This window comes from Castellaniella sp., from assembly GCF_049651205.1.
Classification (GTDB): Bacteria; Pseudomonadota; Gammaproteobacteria; order Burkholderiales; family Burkholderiaceae_B; genus Castellaniella.
On the sequence record NZ_JBASBR010000011.1, the window covers coordinates 1 to 18,175 of the forward strand.

Annotated in this window: 15 protein-coding genes; 9 read left to right on the top strand and 6 right to left on the bottom strand. The window is 58.7% G+C overall.

Going from position 1 to position 18,175, the window contains the following annotated elements:
• Positions 1 to 537: 537 nt before the first annotated feature.
• The 5 genes from WA928_RS06740 to WA928_RS06760 all read right to left on the bottom strand — a co-directional run bounded on the left by WA928_RS06740 (position 538) and on the right by WA928_RS06760 (position 5,664).
• Positions 538 to 840 (bottom strand): GNAT family N-acetyltransferase, encoded by a 303-nt coding sequence (locus tag WA928_RS06740; protein WP_424301289.1) that lies wholly within the window; start codon positions 838 to 840, stop codon positions 538 to 540.
• Entirely contained in the window at positions 830 to 2,281 is a 1,452-nt protein-coding gene (locus WA928_RS06745; protein ID WP_424301292.1) for a bifunctional 2-methylcitrate dehydratase/aconitate hydratase, read from the bottom strand. Before WA928_RS06745 ends, WA928_RS06740 begins: the two co-directional genes overlap by 11 nt.
• Positions 2,282 to 2,319: 38 nt before the next feature.
• Positions 2,320 to 3,537 carry a bifunctional 2-methylcitrate synthase/citrate synthase gene (gene prpC, locus WA928_RS06750; RefSeq protein ID WP_424301295.1) on the bottom strand — a complete coding sequence of 406 codons (1,218 nt, stop codon included), beginning with the start codon at positions 3,535 to 3,537 and terminating at the stop codon, positions 2,320 to 2,322.
• A gap of 50 nt (positions 3,538 to 3,587) precedes the next feature.
• Positions 3,588 to 4,484 (bottom strand): methylisocitrate lyase, encoded by an 897-nt coding sequence (gene prpB, locus WA928_RS06755; protein ID WP_350380661.1) that lies wholly within the window; start codon positions 4,482 to 4,484, stop codon positions 3,588 to 3,590.
• Positions 4,485 to 4,674: 190 nt separating this feature from the next.
• A complete protein-coding gene (locus tag WA928_RS06760) occupies positions 4,675 to 5,664 on the bottom strand; it encodes a malate dehydrogenase (RefSeq protein WP_350380663.1) in 990 nt (329 codons plus the stop codon).
• A 196-nt stretch (positions 5,665 to 5,860) separates the two neighbouring features.
• Between WA928_RS06760 and WA928_RS06765 the strand changes: the two genes are divergently transcribed.
• From WA928_RS06765 to WA928_RS06800, 8 genes are all read left to right on the top strand, one after another.
• Positions 5,861 to 6,631 carry a GntR family transcriptional regulator gene (locus WA928_RS06765; RefSeq protein WP_350380665.1) on the top strand — a complete coding sequence of 257 codons (771 nt, stop codon included), beginning with the start codon at positions 5,861 to 5,863 and terminating at the stop codon, positions 6,629 to 6,631.
• 66 nt (positions 6,632 to 6,697) lie between these two features.
• Entirely contained in the window at positions 6,698 to 7,111 is a 414-nt protein-coding gene (gene sdhC, locus WA928_RS06770) for a succinate dehydrogenase, cytochrome b556 subunit (protein WP_350380667.1), read from the top strand.
• On the top strand, positions 7,111 to 7,491 hold the full coding sequence (sdhD, locus tag WA928_RS06775; protein WP_350380669.1) for a succinate dehydrogenase, hydrophobic membrane anchor protein: 381 nt from the start codon (positions 7,111 to 7,113) through the stop codon (positions 7,489 to 7,491). Before sdhC ends, sdhD begins: the two co-directional genes overlap by 1 nt.
• 1 nt (position 7,492) lies before the next feature.
• The gene (sdhA, locus tag WA928_RS06780) at positions 7,493 to 9,268 is read left to right on the top strand and encodes a succinate dehydrogenase flavoprotein subunit (protein ID WP_424301301.1); all 1,776 of its coding nucleotides are present in this window, start codon (positions 7,493 to 7,495) and stop codon (positions 9,266 to 9,268) included.
• Between the two features lie 13 nt (positions 9,269 to 9,281).
• Positions 9,282 to 9,995 carry a succinate dehydrogenase iron-sulfur subunit gene (locus WA928_RS06785; RefSeq protein ID WP_417251496.1) on the top strand — a complete coding sequence of 238 codons (714 nt, stop codon included), beginning with the start codon at positions 9,282 to 9,284 and terminating at the stop codon, positions 9,993 to 9,995.
• A gap of 8 nt (positions 9,996 to 10,003) precedes the next feature.
• Positions 10,004 to 10,267 carry a succinate dehydrogenase assembly factor 2 gene (locus tag WA928_RS06790; RefSeq protein ID WP_424301305.1) on the top strand — a complete coding sequence of 88 codons (264 nt, stop codon included), beginning with the start codon at positions 10,004 to 10,006 and terminating at the stop codon, positions 10,265 to 10,267.
• A gap of 16 nt (positions 10,268 to 10,283) precedes the next feature.
• Positions 10,284 to 11,579, top strand: a complete 1,296-nt coding sequence (gltA, locus tag WA928_RS06795) for a citrate synthase (protein WP_424301308.1) — start codon at positions 10,284 to 10,286, stop codon at positions 11,577 to 11,579.
• A 73-nt stretch (positions 11,580 to 11,652) separates the two neighbouring features.
• Complete coding sequence (locus tag WA928_RS06800) at positions 11,653 to 12,666, top strand: Ldh family oxidoreductase (protein WP_424301311.1); 1,014 nt, start codon at positions 11,653 to 11,655, stop codon at positions 12,664 to 12,666.
• On the opposite strand, the gene WA928_RS06805 is transcribed toward WA928_RS06800, so the two are convergent.
• Positions 12,655 to 14,958 carry an NADP-dependent malic enzyme gene (locus tag WA928_RS06805; RefSeq protein ID WP_424301314.1) on the bottom strand — a complete coding sequence of 768 codons (2,304 nt, stop codon included), beginning with the start codon at positions 14,956 to 14,958 and terminating at the stop codon, positions 12,655 to 12,657. The genes WA928_RS06800 and WA928_RS06805 overlap by 12 nt on opposite strands.
• 307 nt (positions 14,959 to 15,265) lie before the next feature.
• Here WA928_RS06805 and WA928_RS06810 point away from each other — a divergent pair, with 307 nt between their 5' ends.
• Positions 15,266 to 18,145 carry a 2-oxoglutarate dehydrogenase E1 component gene (locus WA928_RS06810; RefSeq protein ID WP_424301317.1) on the top strand — a complete coding sequence of 960 codons (2,880 nt, stop codon included), beginning with the start codon at positions 15,266 to 15,268 and terminating at the stop codon, positions 18,143 to 18,145.
• Positions 18,146 to 18,175 lie beyond the last annotated feature (30 nt).

Sequence of the window (18,175 nt, forward strand, 5' to 3'; positions counted from 1 at the left end):
GTGGTGGTAGGCTCCAACAGTGTCCCCAGGCACCCTCCCGCATCGATCCACGAGAATTGCGGCGTCTTAGAACCTTGAATCCCATGCTTGGGGCGCCAGCAGGTCAACAGGTCGTCAAGTCAACAGATCGGCAAGCCAGTAGGTCAGCCAATCAGCAAGCCAGAGATCAGCAAGCCAGAGATCAGCAAGCCGCACCGAGCTGAGCGCCACGAAATGGGGTTAAACATCTCGCTCTGATCATGGTCTGAGCCTGAGAGGAGGGTGGGGAGTGGCGGCGCAATCGGACAGCGCCGGATGCTTCCGAAGGGAAGCGGGGGGGCGTCGGCCCGCGCTGTCTGAGGATCGCGTAGCGAGCCGAGTTCGCGGGCCGCCCCGCTGGACGAGGAAGATCCGGGAAGTCCGGCCAAGGGCCGGACCGCTGTCTGGCGCAGCCACTCCCCACCCTCCTCTCAGGCGCCGCAAGCAGCAGGCGCCGCAAAAAAGCGCCCGAGGCTAAAACCCCAGGCGCCCTGAAACAACAGATAAAGCCAGCGCTAATTACCCAGCGACAAGATCCTGGTACTCGGAGTGTCGCCGTATATAAGCATCCACATACGAGCACTCGGGCACCACCTGCCAGCCGCGCGCCCGTGCCGTCTCCAGCCCATAGCGCACCAGATCTGCTGCAATCCCGCGCCCGCCCACAACAGACGGAACACCTGTGTGAAAAAATACGGCTACAGTGCCGTCAAGCGAGTAATCCAGCACACAAAGCTGTTCCTCTTCCACATACTCGAAGCGGTGCTCAGCCTCATTGTGCTGAATCGCACGATGCACAGTGCTACCCGTATCAGATGACATACAAATCCACGTATTCGTGTACCGGCATCGCCTCTAGTGTGGCCTGATCCAGCGACACATCCAGAATCCGTTGCTGCTGACGCTCCGGGAACTGACGCGCCAGATTCTTGCGGAATTTGGCTTCGAGTAGCGGGATCCCGTCTGTCCGCCGGCGCTTGTGGCCGATCGGATACTCGCAGACGATCTCGTTCAGTTTTGAGCCGTCATTGAACTCGACCGTCAGTGCATTGGCGATCGAACGCTTCTCTGGATCGTGGTAATCCTTGGTGAAAGCGGGATCCTCCACACACTCCATTTTGTCGCGCAGTGCGTCGATGCGTGGATCTGCAGCAATGCCATCCTCGTAGTCGGCAGCCGTCAGGCGGCCAAACAGGATAGGCACCGCAACCATGTACTGGATGCAGTGGTCGCGATCCGCGGGATTATGCAGCGGGCCCTTCTTGTCGATAATCCGGATGCAGGCTTCGTGCGTGCGAATCGTGATTTTCTTGATGTCTTCTGCAGATTTGCCCGCGGCCTTCAGCTTGCCGTGGATGTCCATCGCGCACTCTACGGCCGTTTGCGAGTGGAACTCTGCAGGGAAAGAAATCTTGAACAGCACGTTTTCCATTACGTACGTGCCATAAGGACGCTGGAACTTGAACGGCTGGCCCTTGAACAGCACATCGTAAAAGCCCCATACAGGCGCTGACAGTACAGACGGATAGCCCATCTCGCCGGTGCGGGCCATCAAGGCCAGGCGCACCGCACGGCTGGTGGCGTCGCCCGCGGCCCAAGACTTGCGGCTGCCTGTGTTGGGGGCGTGACGGTAGGTGCGCAGGCTTTGCCCGTCTACCCAGGCCAGGGAAACCGCGTTGATGGTTTCTTCGCGAGTCAGACCCAGCATCTGCGAGACCACCGCAGTAGAGGCCACCTTGACCAGTACCACGTGATCCAGGCCCACCTTGTTGAACGAGTTTTCGAGCGCAATGCAGCCCTGGATCTCGTGTGCCTTGATCATGCCTTCAAGCACCGTGCGCATGGTTAGCGGCGCCTTGCCTGCCGCCACCGCATTGCGCGACAGCCAATCGGCCACGGCCAGAATCCCGCCCAGGTTATCCGACGGATGGCCCCATTCGGCCGCCAGCCACGTATCGTTGAAATCCAGCCAACGGATCATGCAGCCGATATTGAATGCAGCCTGGACAGGATCCAGCTGAAATTGCGTGCCCGGTACTTTGGCGCCATTGGGCACTACCGTACCCGGTACGATCGGGCCCATCAGTTTGCGGCAAGCCGGGTATTCCAGGCCTTCGAGGCCGCAGCCCAGTGTATCGATCAGGCAGTTGCGGGCTGTTTCAAGCGCCAGGGTGCTATCGATCTTGAAGTTCAGGGCGTAGTCGACAATGTCCACCAACACCGCATCGGGTTGGGGACGCTTATTGGAAATCGTCGCAGACATGAGTGTTCCTAAGAGAGTTGCGGCTGATGCAAACTGGCTTACTTGCGCTTGGCCAGCGGGACAAATTTCTGATCTTCGGGGCCCACATAATTGGCGGTTGGCCGAATGATCTTGTTATCGACGCGCTGCTCGATGATGTGGGCAGACCAGCCGGCCGTGCGGGCAATCACAAACAGCGGTGTAAACATTGCGGTTGGGACCCCCATCATGTGGTACGACACGGCCGAGAACCAATCCAGGTTGGGGAACATCTTCTTGGCGTCCCACATCACGGATTCAAGGCGTTCGGCAATATCAAACATCTTGGTAGAGCCCGCGGTTTTGGACAGACGCTTGGCCACAGCCTTGATGACCTTGTTGCGGGGGTCGGATACCGTATACACCGGATGGCCAAAGCCAATGACGACCTCTTTGGCATCGACGCGGCGGCGGATGTCCGCTTCGGCCTCGTCGGGGTTGTCGTAGCGTTTCTGGATCTCGAAGGCCACCTCGTTGGCGCCGCCGTGCTTGGGCCCGCGCAAGGCGCCAATGGCGCCCGTGATGGCCGAATACATGTCGGAGCCCGTGCCGGCAATCACGCGGCCCGTAAACGTGGAGGCGTTGAATTCATGCTCGGCGTACAGGATGAGCGAGGTGTGCATCGCCTGGATCCATTCGTCGGAAGGGGCCTGGCCGTGCAACAGATGCAGGAAGTGGCCGCCGATGCTGTCGTCGTCGGTTTCGACGTCGATCTGCTTGCCATTGTGGCTGTAGTGATACCAGTAGAGCAGGGCAGAGCCCAGGCTGGCCATCAGGCGGTCTGCGATGTCACGGGCATCCGGCAGATTGTGGTTGTCTTTTTCGGGCAGCACGCAACCCAGTACCGAAGCAGCCGTGCGCATCACATCCATGGGGTGGCTGGCTGCCGGCAAGGCCTCGAGGGCAATCTGCACCTGTAACGGCAGCCCGCGCATGCTGCGCAGCTTGGCCTTGTATGCCTGAAGCTCGGCCTTGGTGGGCAGCTTGCCGTGGATCAGCAGGTGGGCGACTTCTTCAAACTCGCAGGTGTCTGCAATATCCAGGATGTCGTAGCCACGGTAGTGGAGGTCGTTGCCGCTGCGCCCCACCGTGCACAAGGCTGTGTTGCCGGCCACGATGCCCGAAAGTGCCACGGATTTTTTGGGTTTGAAACCGGGTACAGGGGTAGTGGGAGCTGCCGGGGCGGCTGCCTTGGGCGCAGCAGGTTTTTTTGCAGAAACTGTTTTTTTGGTCGCCATCAGAGGTCTCCTTGAGTGACGGGATGAAATGTCGGGGTGCCGGCGGGGGATCAGGCTTTGCCTTTGCCTTGCTGAAACAATGCATCAAGCTGCGCTTCGTACTGATGGTAGCCGATGCGATCGTAGAGTTCTTCGCGCGTTTGCATGGTGTCGACCACATTGTGCTGATGGCCGTCGCGCCGGATGGCCGTATAGACGGCCTCGGCTGCTTTGTTCATTGCCCGGAAAGCCGACAGCGGGTAGAGCACCATGCCCACACCGGCGCCTGCCAGCTCTTGCACGGTAAAGAGCGGCGTTTTGCCAAACTCGGTGATGTTGGCTAGCACCGGAACCGGCAGGCTACTGGAGAATTTCTGGTAGGTTTCCAGGTCGTATGAGGCCTCGGCAAAAATGGCGTCGGCACCGGCTTCAACGCAGGCGTGGGCGCGCTCCAGCGCGGCGTCTACCCCGGCTACGGCAATCGCGTCGGTGCGTGCGATCAGGTAGAAGTCGGAATCCGTGCGGGCATCCGCAGCCGCCTTGACGCGGTCGGCCATCTCCTGGGTGCTGACAATCTCTTTGCCGGGACGGTGTCCGCAACGTTTGGCACCCACCTGGTCTTCGATGTGGCAGCCGGCCGCGCCGAACTTGATCAGGGATTTGATGGTGCGGGCGATGTTAAAGGCCGAAGGGCCGAAGCCAGTATCGATATCCACCACCAGCGGCACATCGCAGACGTCCGTGATGCGGCGGATGTCCGTCAGGACATCGTCCAGTGTGTTGATGCCCAGATCGGGCAGGCCCAGCGAACCAGCCGCCACGCCACCACCAGACAGATAGATGGCCCTGTAGCCGGCACGTTTGGCCAGCAAGGCATGGTTGGCGTTGATGGCGCCAATAATTTGCAGGGGGGATTCTTCGATGAGGGCTTGGCGCAGCAGTGCGCCGGGAGATGCAGGACGGGTCATGAGCGACTCTCTGGTGAGCAGCCGCGCCGGGCAGACCCATTGCGCGGCAAAATCAGCCCTTCAGGGCCGAGGGGGATCCAATCGATATGGCTGATTTTGCGTCTGCAATTTAGCTGTGTCTGTCATCGACTGGACATTCGCCGACACTGCAAACGCGGTCAGCCGCAGTTTGCAGTGTCGGCGGTACTGCTTATTTCAACAAACTGGCGATGCCGTCACGTTCTTCGAGCAGCTCGTTGAGCGTGTGATCCATGCGTTCGCGCGAGAATGCGTCGATTTCAAGGCCGCTGATACGGGTGTATTCGCCGTTGGCGGTGGTAACCGGTACACCATAAATGATGCCTTCGGGAATGCCATACGAGCCGTCGGACGGGATGCCCATGGTGACCCATTTGCCGTTGCTGCCCAGCACCCAGTCGTGGATGTGATCAATGGCTGCATTGGCTGCAGAGGCTGCCGAGGACAGGCCGCGGGCTTCGATGATGGCTGCGCCGCGCTTGCCTACCTTGGGAATGAACGTGTCGCGAATCCAGGCGTCGTCGTTGACCAGGGCTTGCACGGCCTGGCCGCCGATGGTGGCAAAGCGCGTGTCGGGGTACATGGTGGGCGAGTGATTGCCCCATACCACCAGTTTTTCGATGTCGGCCACAGGCTTGCCGGTTTTGGTGGCAATCTGCGAAAGCGCGCGATTGTGATCCAGGCGCAGCATGGCGGTGAAATTCTTGGCCGGCAGATCGGGAGCCGATTTCATGGCGATGTAGGCGTTGGTGTTGGCGGGGTTGCCCACCACCAGCACTTTGACATTGCGGCTGGCGACTTCATTGAGTGCCTTGCCTTGCGCTGTGAAGATCTGGGCATTAACCTGCAGCAGATCGGCGCGCTCCATCCCCTTGCTGCGGGGGCGTGCACCGACCAGCAGGGCAACGTCTGCGTCTTTGAAAGCTGTGCGGGGGTCGCTGTGGGCCGACATGCCGGCCAGCAACGGAAACGCGCAATCTTCAAGCTCCATCATGACGCCTTGCAAGGCTTTTTGTGCTCTTTCGTCCGGAATTTCCAGCAGTTGCAGGATGACGGGTTGATCCTTACCGAGCATTTCGCCTGAGGCGATGCGAAACAGCAAGGCGTAACCGATCTGGCCGGCAGCGCCAGTAATGGCGACGCGCATGGCGGGTTTGGACATAGTGAATCTCCGATAGGATGAAAGGGGTATCCGGTGTGTGCGAAATCGCCGAAAAGAGTAGTGTATTTCATCTGCCAGAGTCAAGAGTCTTATATCTTATATAAGACACAAGAGTATTAGACATCCGGGCAGGGAAATGCGAAAATGCTGAAGTTCCATTTTGTAGCATGGGCCGCCTTGCGGCGCGTTCGCCGACATGTCCGATACTTCCCAGATTGATCGTCAGCAGCCTTCAGGGCGCGCGTCACACAGCGCTGCGTTCAGCCCTTTGTATCAGCAAATCAAGGGCTTGATCCTTCAGGGCCTGGACCGTGGCGAATGGAAACCCGGCGAATCCATCCCCAGCGAACTCGAGCTTGCTTCCCGTTTTCAGGTCAGCCAGGGTACCGTGCGCAAGGCCATCGACGAACTCGCAGCCGATAATCTGCTGATCCGTCGTCAGGGAAAAGGCACTTTTGTGGCGACCCACAACGAGGCCCGTGTCCGTTACCGTTTTTTGCGTTTGGCCCCCGACGACGGCCTGGCCGCGGCTTCCAGCAGCGAAATCCTTGATTGCCGCCGCACCAAGGCTTCGGCCGAAATTGCGGCTGCCCTTGATTTGCGGGCGGGTGATGCAGTCGTCAACATGCGCCGCGTGCTGTCTTTCAACGAAATCCCCACCATTCTCGACGATATCTGGCTGCCAGGCAGTGCTTTCAAAGGCCTGACGCTCGAGTTCTTGCAGAAATATCGCGGCCCGGTCTACGCCTTGTTTGAAACCGAGTTTGGCGTCAGCATGGTGCGCGCCGAAGAAAAAATCCGGGCGGTGGCAGCCACCGACGCCCAAGCAACGTTATTGCAAGTTTCGGCCGGCAGCCCGTTGCTGCAGGTAGAACGCATTGCCTATACCTATGGTGATCGTCCTATGGAATTACGCCGGGGGCACTACGTGACCGAGCGCCACCATTACCGAAACAGTTTGAATTGATTCCAAGATCGGCGAAAATACTAATTGATCTCCTGAATCCAACCTATTTTTAACTACGAGGCCATCATGTCTGAGTCAGCCACAAAGCCGCGTCCGCAGTTTCGTAACTTGGGGTTAGCCGACCTCATGAGCTACAAGCTGCCGCCCGCAGGCAAAGCTTCCATTCTGCACCGTATCAGCGGCGCGTTGCTGTTTTTGGCGCTGCCAGTGATTCTGGTTCCGCTGTTTGCGCAAAGCGTGCAGTCGCCAGACACCTTTGCCACCATGAAAGAATGGGTTGCCAACCCAGCCTGTAAGGTGGTGTTGCTGGTGTTGATGTGGGGATATTTTCACCACTTCTGCGCAGGCATCCGCTATCTCACCCTCGATCTTCACATCGGCCACAACCGCGAAGCCTCGCAGCGCTCTGGCGCCCTGGTAATTGGCGTTGCCCTGGGCCTTACCGTGGTGTTCGGTTTGAAACTCTTTGGAGTCTGGTAATGACAAAAGAACGCATTGGTCGCAAGCGCCTGGTTGTGGGCGCACACTATGGCACCCGTGATTTCATCGTCCAGCGCTCCACCGCAGTCATCATGGCGGTGTATACCCTGGCCCTGGTGCTTTACGCCGTTTTCGTGTCCAACCTGGATTTTGAAACCTGGCGCGCGTTTTTTGCTTTCACGATCGGTACGCTGCCGGTGGGCCAAATGCTGGCCACGCTGGCTTTTCTGTCGCTGGCCTGGCATGCCTGGGTAGGTGTGCGCGATATCTGGATGGATTACGCCCATTCTGATGGTCTGCGCCTCTTCCTGGAGGTTCTGACTGCCCTGTGGCTGGTCGCGGCCGTGGTCTTCTTCGCTAAAATTCTCTGGAGTCTCTAACGTGGCTGCTGTCAACAAATCTATCCCACGCCGCCAGTTCGATGTGGTGGTCGTTGGCGCCGGCGGGGCCGGCCTGCGCTGCGCCCTGCAACTGTCCAATGCAGGCCTCACCGTTGCGGTGCTGACCAAAGTATTTCCTACCCGCTCACACACCGTGGCTGCCCAAGGCGGCGTCAGTGCGTCACTGGGCAACATGAGCGAAGACCACTGGCAATGGCACATGTACGATACCGTCAAGGGCTCCGACTGGCTGGGCGACCAAGACTCCATCGAGTTCATGGTGCGCGAAGCCCCCAATGCCGTCTACGAGCTCGAGCACTTCGGCATGCCCTTCGACCGCAACCCTGATGGCACCATTTATCAGCGTCCGTTTGGCGGCCATACTTCCCACTTTGGCGAGAAACCCGTCCAGCGCGCCTGTGCGGCGGCCGACCGCACCGGACACGCCATGCTGCACACGCTGTATCAGCGTAATGTTGCCTCCCGCACCAATTTCTTCGTCGAATGGATGGCGCTGGATCTCCTGCGCAACAACGACGGTGATGTGCTGGGTGTAACCGCCATGGAAATGGAAACCGGCGATATCTACATCCTCGAAGCCAAGCACACGGTGCTGGCCACGGGTGGTGCAGGCCGCATCTGGGCAGCTACCACCAACGCCTTCATCAACACAGGCGATGGCCTGGGCATGGCGGCGCGTGCCGGTATCCCGCTGCAAGACATGGAGTTCTGGCAGTTTCACCCCACCGGGGTGGCTGGCGCCGGCGTGCTGATCACCGAAGGCGTGCGCGGCGAGGGTGGTTTCCTGCTTAACAAGGATGGCGAGCGCTTCATGGAGCGCTACGCACCTCAGCTTAAAGATCTTGCCCCACGCGACTTCGTCTCCCGCTCGATGGACCAGGAAATCAAAGAAGGCCGCGGCTGTGGCGACGGCAGCCACGTGCTGCTCAAGCTGGATCACCTGGGCGCAGAAACCATCATGAAGCGCCTGCCGTCGATTCGCGAAATTGCCATCAAGTTTGCCAATATCGATCCCATCAAGGATCCCATCCCCGTGGTGCCCACCATTCACTATCAGATGGGTGGCATCCCCGCCAACTATCACGGGCAGGTAATGACGCTGGTTAACGGCGAAGAAAAAGTAGTCAACGGGCTGTATGCCATTGGCGAGTGCGCGGCCACGTCCGTGCACGGTGCCAACCGGCTGGGTACCAACTCACTGCTTGATCTGATCGTGTTTGGCCGGTCTGCCGGTAACTTCATCGTGGCACAACACCCCGAGAAGCAGCACAGCCATGCCGTTTTGCCGGATACCGACATCGAGGCCTCGCTGGATCGCGTCAATCGTCTCGAGTCGCGCACCTCTGGCGAAAAGCCCCAGGATGTCGTGCACAAGATGCAGCAGGCCATGCAAAGCCACTATGGTGTGTTCCGCAAGCTCGACAAGCTCAAAGAGGGCGAACAAGTCATCAACAGCCTGGTGCCCGAAATCGAAAACATGTATTTCGCAGACAAGTCCAAGGTGTTCAACACGGCACGCCTTGAGGCCCTCGAAGTCACCAACATGATCGAAGTGGCCCGTGCCACTTCCAAGTCGGCTGCCAACCGCCTCGAATCCCGTGGCGCGCATGCCCTCGACGAATATCCCGAGCGTGATGACGTCAACTGGCTCAAGCATACCCTGTGGTTTGCTCCCGATAATCGGCTCGACTACAAGCCTGTGCGCATGAAGCCCCTGACCGTCGACACCATTCCGCCCAAGGCGCGGACTTTCTAATCCGGACACCGTCATGACTAAACGTATCGTCAAATTCGAAATCTATCGCTACGACCCAGACAAGGACGAGCGCCCGTACATGCAAAAGCTCGAGGTCGAGCTCCAGCCCTCCGACAAGATGCTGCTGGACGCCATCCTGCGCATCAAAAACGAGGTGGACGACAGCCTGGCGCTGCGCCGTTCGTGTCGCGAAGGCGTCTGCGGTTCGGATGCAATGAACATCAACGGCCATAACGGCCTGGCGTGCACCACCAACCTGCTGACGCTCTCCGAGCCCATCGTCCTCAAGCCGCTACCCGGCCTGCCGGTGGTGCGTGATCTGATCGTGGACATGACGTTCTTCTACGAGCAGTACCACTCGATCAAACCGTACCTGATCAACGACGAGCCGCCTCCCGAAAAAGAGCGCCTGCAGTCTCCCGAAGAGCGCGAAGAGCTTAACGGCCTGTACGAATGCATTTTGTGTGGGTGCTGTTCAACCGCCTGCCCGTCGTTCTGGTGGAATCCCGATAAATTTGTGGGGCCGGCCGGCTTGCTGCAAGCCTATCGCTTTATCGCCGACTCCCGCGACCGCGCCACCGGCGAGCGTCTCGACGATCTCGAAGATCCCTATCGCCTGTTCCGCTGCCACACGATCATGAACTGTACCGAAGTCTGTCCGAAGGGGCTGAATCCCTCGGCAGCCATCGGCAAGATCAAGGAAATGCTTGTTCGGCGTACGGTTTAGGTTTCCGCATGTCTGGCGATCTCACAGATCTTGATCGCGCGCGCCTGCGTTGGCGGGCGCGCCGCGGTCTGCTCGAAAACGACCTCATCATCACGCGTTTCCTGGATACCTTCGAGACGCAGTTGTCCGAGGCTGACGTACGGGCACTGACACAGCTATTTGAAATGGGCGACAACGAATTGCTCGATGTCCTTCTGGGGCGGACGGAGGTTTCCGGTGTCTATGACACCCCGGACATCCGTCGTCTGGTCGAGCAAATGAAGGCGCTGTAACTTTAAGGAAAATCACATGCAGCTATCCGAAAATAAGGCCACGCTATCGTTTTCCGACGGTAGTCCGTCGGTTGACTTTCCCGTGTATCAGGGCACGGTAGGCCCCAATGTCATCGATATTCGCAAGTTGTACAGCCAGACGGGCATGTTTACTTACGATCCCGGTTTCCTGGCCACCGCATCCTGCGAATCCGCCATTACCTTTATCGATGGTGAGAAAGGGCAGTTGCTGTATCGCGGCTACCCCATCGATCAGCTGGCACAAAATTGTGATTTCCTGACCGTCTGCTACCTGATCATGAACGGCGAGCTGCCCAACGGCGAGCAAAAACAGACGTTTGATGATCTGGTCACCCACCACACGCTGGTGCACGAGCAGATGCACAAGTTCTTGCAGGGCTTCCGCCGGGATGCACATCCGATGGCTGTGCTGACGGGCCTGGTGGGCGCCTTGTCGGCGTTCTACCATGATTCCACCGACATCACTGATCCGCATCATCGCGAGGTTTCCGCGATTCGCCTGATCGCCAAGATGCCCACGCTGGTGGCCATGGCCTACAAGCATTCGCTGGGCCAGCCCTTCATCTATCCGCAAAATAACCTGTCCTATACGGGTAATTTCCTGCGTATGATGTTTGCCACGCCGTGCGATGACTATAAAGTCAACGATGTCGTCGAGCGTGCGTTGGATCGCATCTTTATTTTGCATGCCGACCACGAGCAAAATGCGTCCACGTCCACTGTACGTCTGTGCGGTTCTTCGGGCACCAACCCGTTTGCTGCCATTGCAGCAGGTGTGGCGTGCCTGTGGGGCCCGGCGCACGGTGGTGCCAACGAAGCCTGCCTGAACATGCTCGAAACACTCCAGGCCAACGGAGGCGTCGCCAAGGTTGGCGAGTTCATGGAAAAGGTCAAGGACAAGAACTCCGGCGTGCGTCTGATGGGCTTTGGTCATCGTGTCTATAAAAACCACGATCCCCGCGCCACGATGATGCAGGAAACCTGCCGCGAAGTGCTGGATGCGCTGGGCTTGCACAACGATCCCTTGTTCAAGCTGGCCATGGAAGTCGAACGCATTGCACTCGAAGACAAGTACTTCGTCGAGCGCAAGCTGTACCCCAACGTCGACTTCTACTCAGGCATCGTTCAGCGCGCCATCGGTATCCCGACCTCGCTGTTTACGGCCATCTTTGCGCTGGCCCGTACAGTGGGCTGGATTGCCCAATGGAACGAAATGCTGTCTGATCCCAACTACAAGATCGGGCGTCCGCGTCAGTTGTACACGGGCGCGGCGGTACGCAATGTGAAATAACTTTCACACGTATATCTGTTAAAAGACGGGCACGGTGACGTGCCCGTCTTTTTATTGCCCTCCGGAGACCCACATGTCTGATTTGCTGTACCTGGATCCTGCTGAAATCGAAGCCCTATGCAAACGCGTGCTGCATCAGCATGGCCTGGATGAGGCCCATGCGGCAGCCATTACCCGGGTGGTGCTGGCCGGGCAACGGGATGATTGCCAATCTCACGGGATCTACCGCATCCTGGATGTGGTGCGCACCATTAGCCTTGGGAAGGTCAACTTGCAAGCCCAGCCCCAGGTGCTTGAGAGCACTGGTGCCATCGTGAAGGTAGAGGCCGACGGCGGCTTTGCACCGCTGGCGTTCGAATGTGGTCTTGAGCCCCTGGCCGCAAGCGCACGCAGCCACGGCCTGGCGGCACTGGTCATCCGGCATTGCGTGCATTTCTCGGCCCTTTGGCCCGAGATCGAAGCCTTGACAGACCGTGGCTTGGCGGCTTTGGCGCTTACCCCCAGCCATGCCTGGGTGGCGCCGGCAGGCGGGCGTGGGCCCACGCTGGGCACCAATCCTATCGCCTTTGGCTGGCCGCGGCCTGGTACGGATCCCTATGTGTTCGACCTCGCCACCAGTGCCATTGCGCGAGGCGACCTCGAACTGCATCGCCGTGCAGGCAGTGCTTTGCCTGCTGCCTGTGGCGTGGATGAACAAGGGCAGCCCTCTACGGATCCCCTGGCCGTGATGGCCGGTGCCATGCTGACCTTTGGTGGACACAAGGGCTCTGCCTTGTCCACGATGGTGGAACTTTTGGCCGGCGCCCTGATTGGCGACTGGCTCAGTCTGGAGTCTTTGGCATTTGATGGCGGGCAGGGGGCGTCGCCGCGCCATGGCGAATTGATCCTGGCGTTTGATCCTGCTGTCTTTGGAGATCGGGATACCGCCATAGCACGGGCGGAGCGCTTGTTTGCCGCTATCGAAGGCCAGGGTGCCCGGCTGCCGTCCCAGCGGCGATTTGCCGCTCGCGCACGCAGCCGCGAGCACGGAATTGCCGTGCCGCGTGCGCTGTTCAACGAGATTGAAGCCTTGGTGTTACCGGCCTGAAGCGGCTTGGGTGGCCTCTTGCTGGGCATCCACCACGGCCAGTGCCGTCATGTTCACAATCCGGCGCACCGTCGAGCTGGTGGTAAGGATATGAACCGGGCGGGCTGCCCCTAGCAACACCGGGCCCATGGCCACGCCATGACTGCCCGTCATCTTGAGCATGTTGTAGGTGATGTTGCCGGCATCCAGGTTGGGAGTGATCAGCAGATTGGCCGGACCCTTCAGGGTGGTGTCGGGATAGGCCTTGGTGCGCGTTGCTTCTGACAGCGCTGAGTCTGCGTGCATCTCGCCGTCCACTTCGAGGTCTGGTGCTTTTGTAGCAATCAACTGACGGGCCAGTGCCATTTTGCGTGATGAGGCTGTTGGACGGCTGCCGAAGTTGGAATGGGACAGCAAGGCCACCTTGGGTACCACGCCAAAGCGGCGAACTTCCTCGGCGGCAAGGATGGTCATATCGGCGATTTGCTCGGCCGAGGGGTCTTCGTTGACGTGGGTGTCGCAGATAAAGAGCGTCTGCGTGGGCAGCATCAGGACGTTCATGGCGGCATAGGTGCCGGCGCCGGATTTCAGCCCGATCACTTCTTCGACGTATTTCAGCTGGTTATCAAAGCGGCTGCCCACGCCGCAAATCATGGCGTCTACATCGCCGCGTTGCAGCAACATTACGCCAATCAGTGAGTTGTGCTTGCGCACCATCGCCTTGGCGATGTCGGGTGTAACGCCTTCGCGGCCGCGAAGCTTGTAGTAGGCGCTCCAGGTTTCATTAAACCGGTCGTCGTCTTCGGGGTTGACGATTTCGATGTTTTTGCCCGGCACCAGGCGCAGGCCAAATTTCTGGATGCGCATCTCGATGACGGCGGGGCGCCCCACCAGCACAGGCTGGGCAATGCCTTCGTCCAGCACTGTCTGGGCTGCGCGCAGTACGCGCTCGTCTTCGCCGTCTGCGTAGATAACCCGCTTGGGTGCCGATTTTGCCTGATGAAATAGCGGCCGCATCAACTGACCGGAGTGGTAGACGATGCTCATCAGCGACTGCCGATAGGCGTCCATATCTTCGATCGGGCGGCGTGCCACGCCGGAGGCGGCGGCGGCTTCGGCCACAGCCGGTGCAATCTTGAGGATCAGGCGTGGATCGAAGGGCTTGGGGATGATGTATTCGGGGCCAAACGTCAGGTCTTCATCGGCATAGGCACCTGCAACCTCGGCGCTGCTTTCCGCCTCGGCAAGCTCGGCGATGGCTTTTACGCAGGCCAGTTTCATCTCTTCGTTGATGACAGTGGCCCCGCAATCCAGGGCACCCCTGAATATAAAGGGGAAACACAGGACGTTATTGACCTGGTTGGGATAATCCGAGCGGCCGGTGGCCATGATGCAGTCGGGGCGGGCGGCCTTGGCGTCTTCAGGCAGGATCTCGGGGTCGGGGTTGGCCAGCGCCAGGATCATGGGGCGATCCGCCATGCTGCGAACCATATCCTGCGTCAGTACGCCCGGGGCAGAGCAACCCAGAAAGACATCTGCATCCTTGCAAACATCAGCCAAGGTACGGGCATCCGTTTGTTGCGAGTAACGGGCCTTGTTGGGCTCCATGTGCTCGTCACGCCCTTGCCAGATGACGCCGCGTGAATCCACCACATAGATGTTTTTTTGTGATATGCCCAGCTTGACCAGAAGATCCAGACAGGCAATGGCGGCCGCACCGGCGCCCGAGCACACCAGTTTTACTTCACTGATTTTTTTGCCGACAACCTTCAGGCCATTCAGAATGGCGGCCGACGAAATAATGGCTGTTCCGTGCTGGTCGTCGTGAAACACCGGGATTTTCATGCGTGCGCGCAGCTTTTTCTCGATGTAGAAGCACTCGGGGGCCTTGATGTCCTCGAGGTTGACGCCACCCAGGGTAGGCTCGAGCGCCGCGATGATATCCACCAGCTTGTCGGGGTCGTGCTCGTCGAGTTCAATATCAAAGACGTCGATGCCGGCAAATTTCTTGAATAGGCAGCCTTTGCCTTCCATCACGGGCTTGGCCGCCATGGGGCCGATATTGCCCAGGCCCAGCACAGCGGTGCCGTTGGTGACGACACCAACCAAATTGGCGCGCGAGGTATATCGGGCGGCAGCGGCTTCGCCTTCGGCATGGATAGCCATGCTGGCAGTGGCAACGCCCGGCGAGTAGGCAAGAGAGAGGTCATCCTGGTTTGCCAGCGGCTTGGTGGGGACAACCGAGATTTTCCCGGGAACGGGAAAGGCGTGATAATCGAGGGCCATTTTGGCACGTTGATCTTTTAAATCCATGATTGCAATTGCTCCAGCGGTTTTATTGATATGGTGCTGTCGTGATCAGTGAGGGCTGAGACTGATCCGTGCAAGTGTTTGATAATACCAACGCCAATCTTGTGAAAAGCGGCATAGAACCAGCGTTTTGGGCCGATCAGTTTATACCTGCGTGGTAACACGCGTATACTTTAGCCTTAATACGGCTTATGCAAGGCGTCGTACACTAGCCTTCTGCCTCTGCTATCCGCTTATCGGCCTGGCCGAGTCGCGGAAGGTTTTTCAATCTGCATCGTTCGGGTGAAGCACCCGCCAGGTGAAGCGCACAATGTCCACGGAACAAGAATTCCAGTCTAACTCCTATCTTTTTGGCGCTAATGCGCCTTATGTCGAAGCACTCTACGAGTCCTATCTCGATAATCCGGGATCCATCCCGGATCAGTGGCGCAGCTACTTTGACCAACTGCAACACCAGCCGGCGGCCGATGGCCGCGAAGCCACCCGCGACCAAGCTCATGCACCCATTGTGGCGTCGTTTGCCCAGCGCGCGCGCGAAAACTCCTTTCAGATTCGTCCTGCACAGGCATCCGATCAAGCCCTGGCTGTTGCCGGCAAGCAGGTTTATGTCCAGTCCATTATTGCGGCGTATCGCTCGTTAGGCGCACGCATCGCCCAGCTTGATCCGCTGAAACGCCGCGACCGTCCTGATATTCCCGAGCTCGATCCAGGCTTTTACGGTCTTACCGAAGCCGACCTCGATCAAATCTACTCGGCTACCAATACGTATTTCACCAAAGCCGACACGATGACCATGCGGGACATCCTGAAAGCACTGCAGGATACGTACTGTCGCAATATCGGTGTCGAGTTCATGCATATTTCTGATCCGGCCGTCAAACGCTGGATTCAAGAGCGCCTCGAATCCACCCTGGGTGTGCCCGAATACACCGTCGAACAAAAACGCAATATTCTGCGTCAAGTTACCGAAGCCGAAGGCCTCGAGCGTTTCCTGCACACCAAGTATGTGGGTCAAAAACGCTTCTCCCTCGAAGGCGGCGAAAGCTTCATCGCTGCCATGGACGAAGTCGTCAACCATGCCGGTGATAACGGCGTGCAAGAGATTGTCGTGGGCATGGCCCACCGCGGCCGCCTCAACCTGCTGGTCAACATCATGGGCAAGATGCCCGGCGACCTCTTCGCAGAGTTCGAAGGCAAGCACGTCCAGGCGCTTAGCGACGGCGACGTCAAATATCACAACGGTTTTTCCAGCGACCTCTCCACCCGGGGCGGCCCACTGCATTTGTCGTTGGCCTTCAACCCCTCCCACCTCGAGATCGTCAATCCGGTGGTAGAGGGCAGTGTGCGTGCCCGGCAAGATCGCCGCAGCGACGAGAAAGGCGATCAGGTCTTGCCAGTGCTGGTGCACGGCGATGCTGCGTTTGCAGGCCAGGGGGTAGTGATGGAAACCCTCAATCTGGCACAAACCCGCGGCTTCGGCACCGGCGGCACCTTGCACATCGTCATCAATAACCAGATTGGCTTTACCACCTCTGATCCTCGCGACACACGTTCTACCCTGTATTGCACCGACGTGGTCAAGATGATCGAAGCCCCGGTGTTTCACGTCAATGGCGACGATCCCGAAGCTGTGGTGTTTGCCACGCAGATGGCATTGGATTACCGCCAAGAGTTTGGCCACGATGTCGTGGTCGACATCGTCTGTTTTCGCAAGCTGGGCCATAACGAGCAAGACACCCCGTCTCTTACTCAGCCGTTGATGTACAAAAGCATCGGCAAGCACCCCGGCACGCGCAAGCTGTACGCGGATCGCCTGGTGGCCCAGGGTACGCTGGCCGACGGTGAACCCGACCAAATGGTCAAGGATTACCGCCAGTTGATGGAAGACGGTCAGCGCACCGTCGAGCCCGTGCTCACCGACTACAAAAACAAATACGCCACCGATTGGTCGCCGTTTCTGGGGGCCAAGTGGACAGACCACGCCGATACTGGTGTGCCACTCACCGAGCTTACCCGCATCGGCGAAAAGCTCACCCAGGTGCCGACCGATTTCACCGTGCATCCACTGGTCAACAAGTTGCTCAACGATCGTCTGGCCATGGCGCGCGGCGAGCACCCCATCGATTGGGGTATGGGCGAACACCTGGCATTTGCCACACTAGTAGCCAATGGCTATGCCATCCGTATCACGGGCCAGGATTCGGGTCGGGGTACCTTCTCTCATCGGCACGCGGTTTTGCATGATCAAAAACGTGAGCGCTGGGATGCTGGCAGCTACATCCCGCTGCAAAACGTGTCCGACAATCAGGCCTCGTTTACCGTAATTGATTCAGTCTTGTCCGAAGCCGCTGTGCTGGGTTTCGAATACGGCTATGCCACGGCCGAGCCCAACATCCTCACGATCTGGGAAGCCCAGTTTGGCGATTTCGCCAACGGTGCACAGGTCGTGATCGATCAGTTCATCGCCTCGGGTGAAGCCAAGTGGGGCCGCGCCTGCGGGCTTACACTGATGTTGCCGCATGGCTACGAAGGCCAAGGCCCCGAGCACTCCTCGGCCCGGGTCGAGCGCTTCTTGCAGCTGTGTGCCGATAACAATATGCAGGTGGTTCAGCCCACTAGCGGTGCGCAGATCTTCCACGTGCTGCGTCGGCAGATGATTCGCCCGTTTCGCAAGCCATTGGTCATCTTTACGCCCAAGTCGCTGCTGCGCAACAAGGCTGCCGCCTCACCCCTCGAAGACCTCGCCACAGGCACGTTCCAACCGGTCATCGGCGAAGTTAACGCCGATATCGTGCCCGCTGACGTCAAGCGCGTACTGGTGTGCTCGGGCAAGGTTTACTACGATCTTGTCCATGCCCGCGACGAGCAAAATCGCAAGGATGTGGCCATCTTCCGTATCGAGCAGCTGTATCCCTTTGCGCACAAGGCGTTCCAGGCAGAGATCCAGAAATACGAGAACGCCAAAGAGCTGGTGTGGGTTCAAGATGAGCCGCAAAATCAGGGGCCGTGGTTCTATGTACAGCATCACCTGTACGAGAATATGAATGATGGCCAGAAGCTGGGTTACGCCGGCCGTGCGGCCTCGGCATCGCCGGCTGTGGGCTACTTGGCCAAACACCAAGAGCAGCAGCATGCCCTGATCGAGCAGGCCTTTTCGCCCAAGCTGAAAAGCTTCTCGCTGATCAAGTAAACCCACTCATTCAAAGACAGATAAACGGAA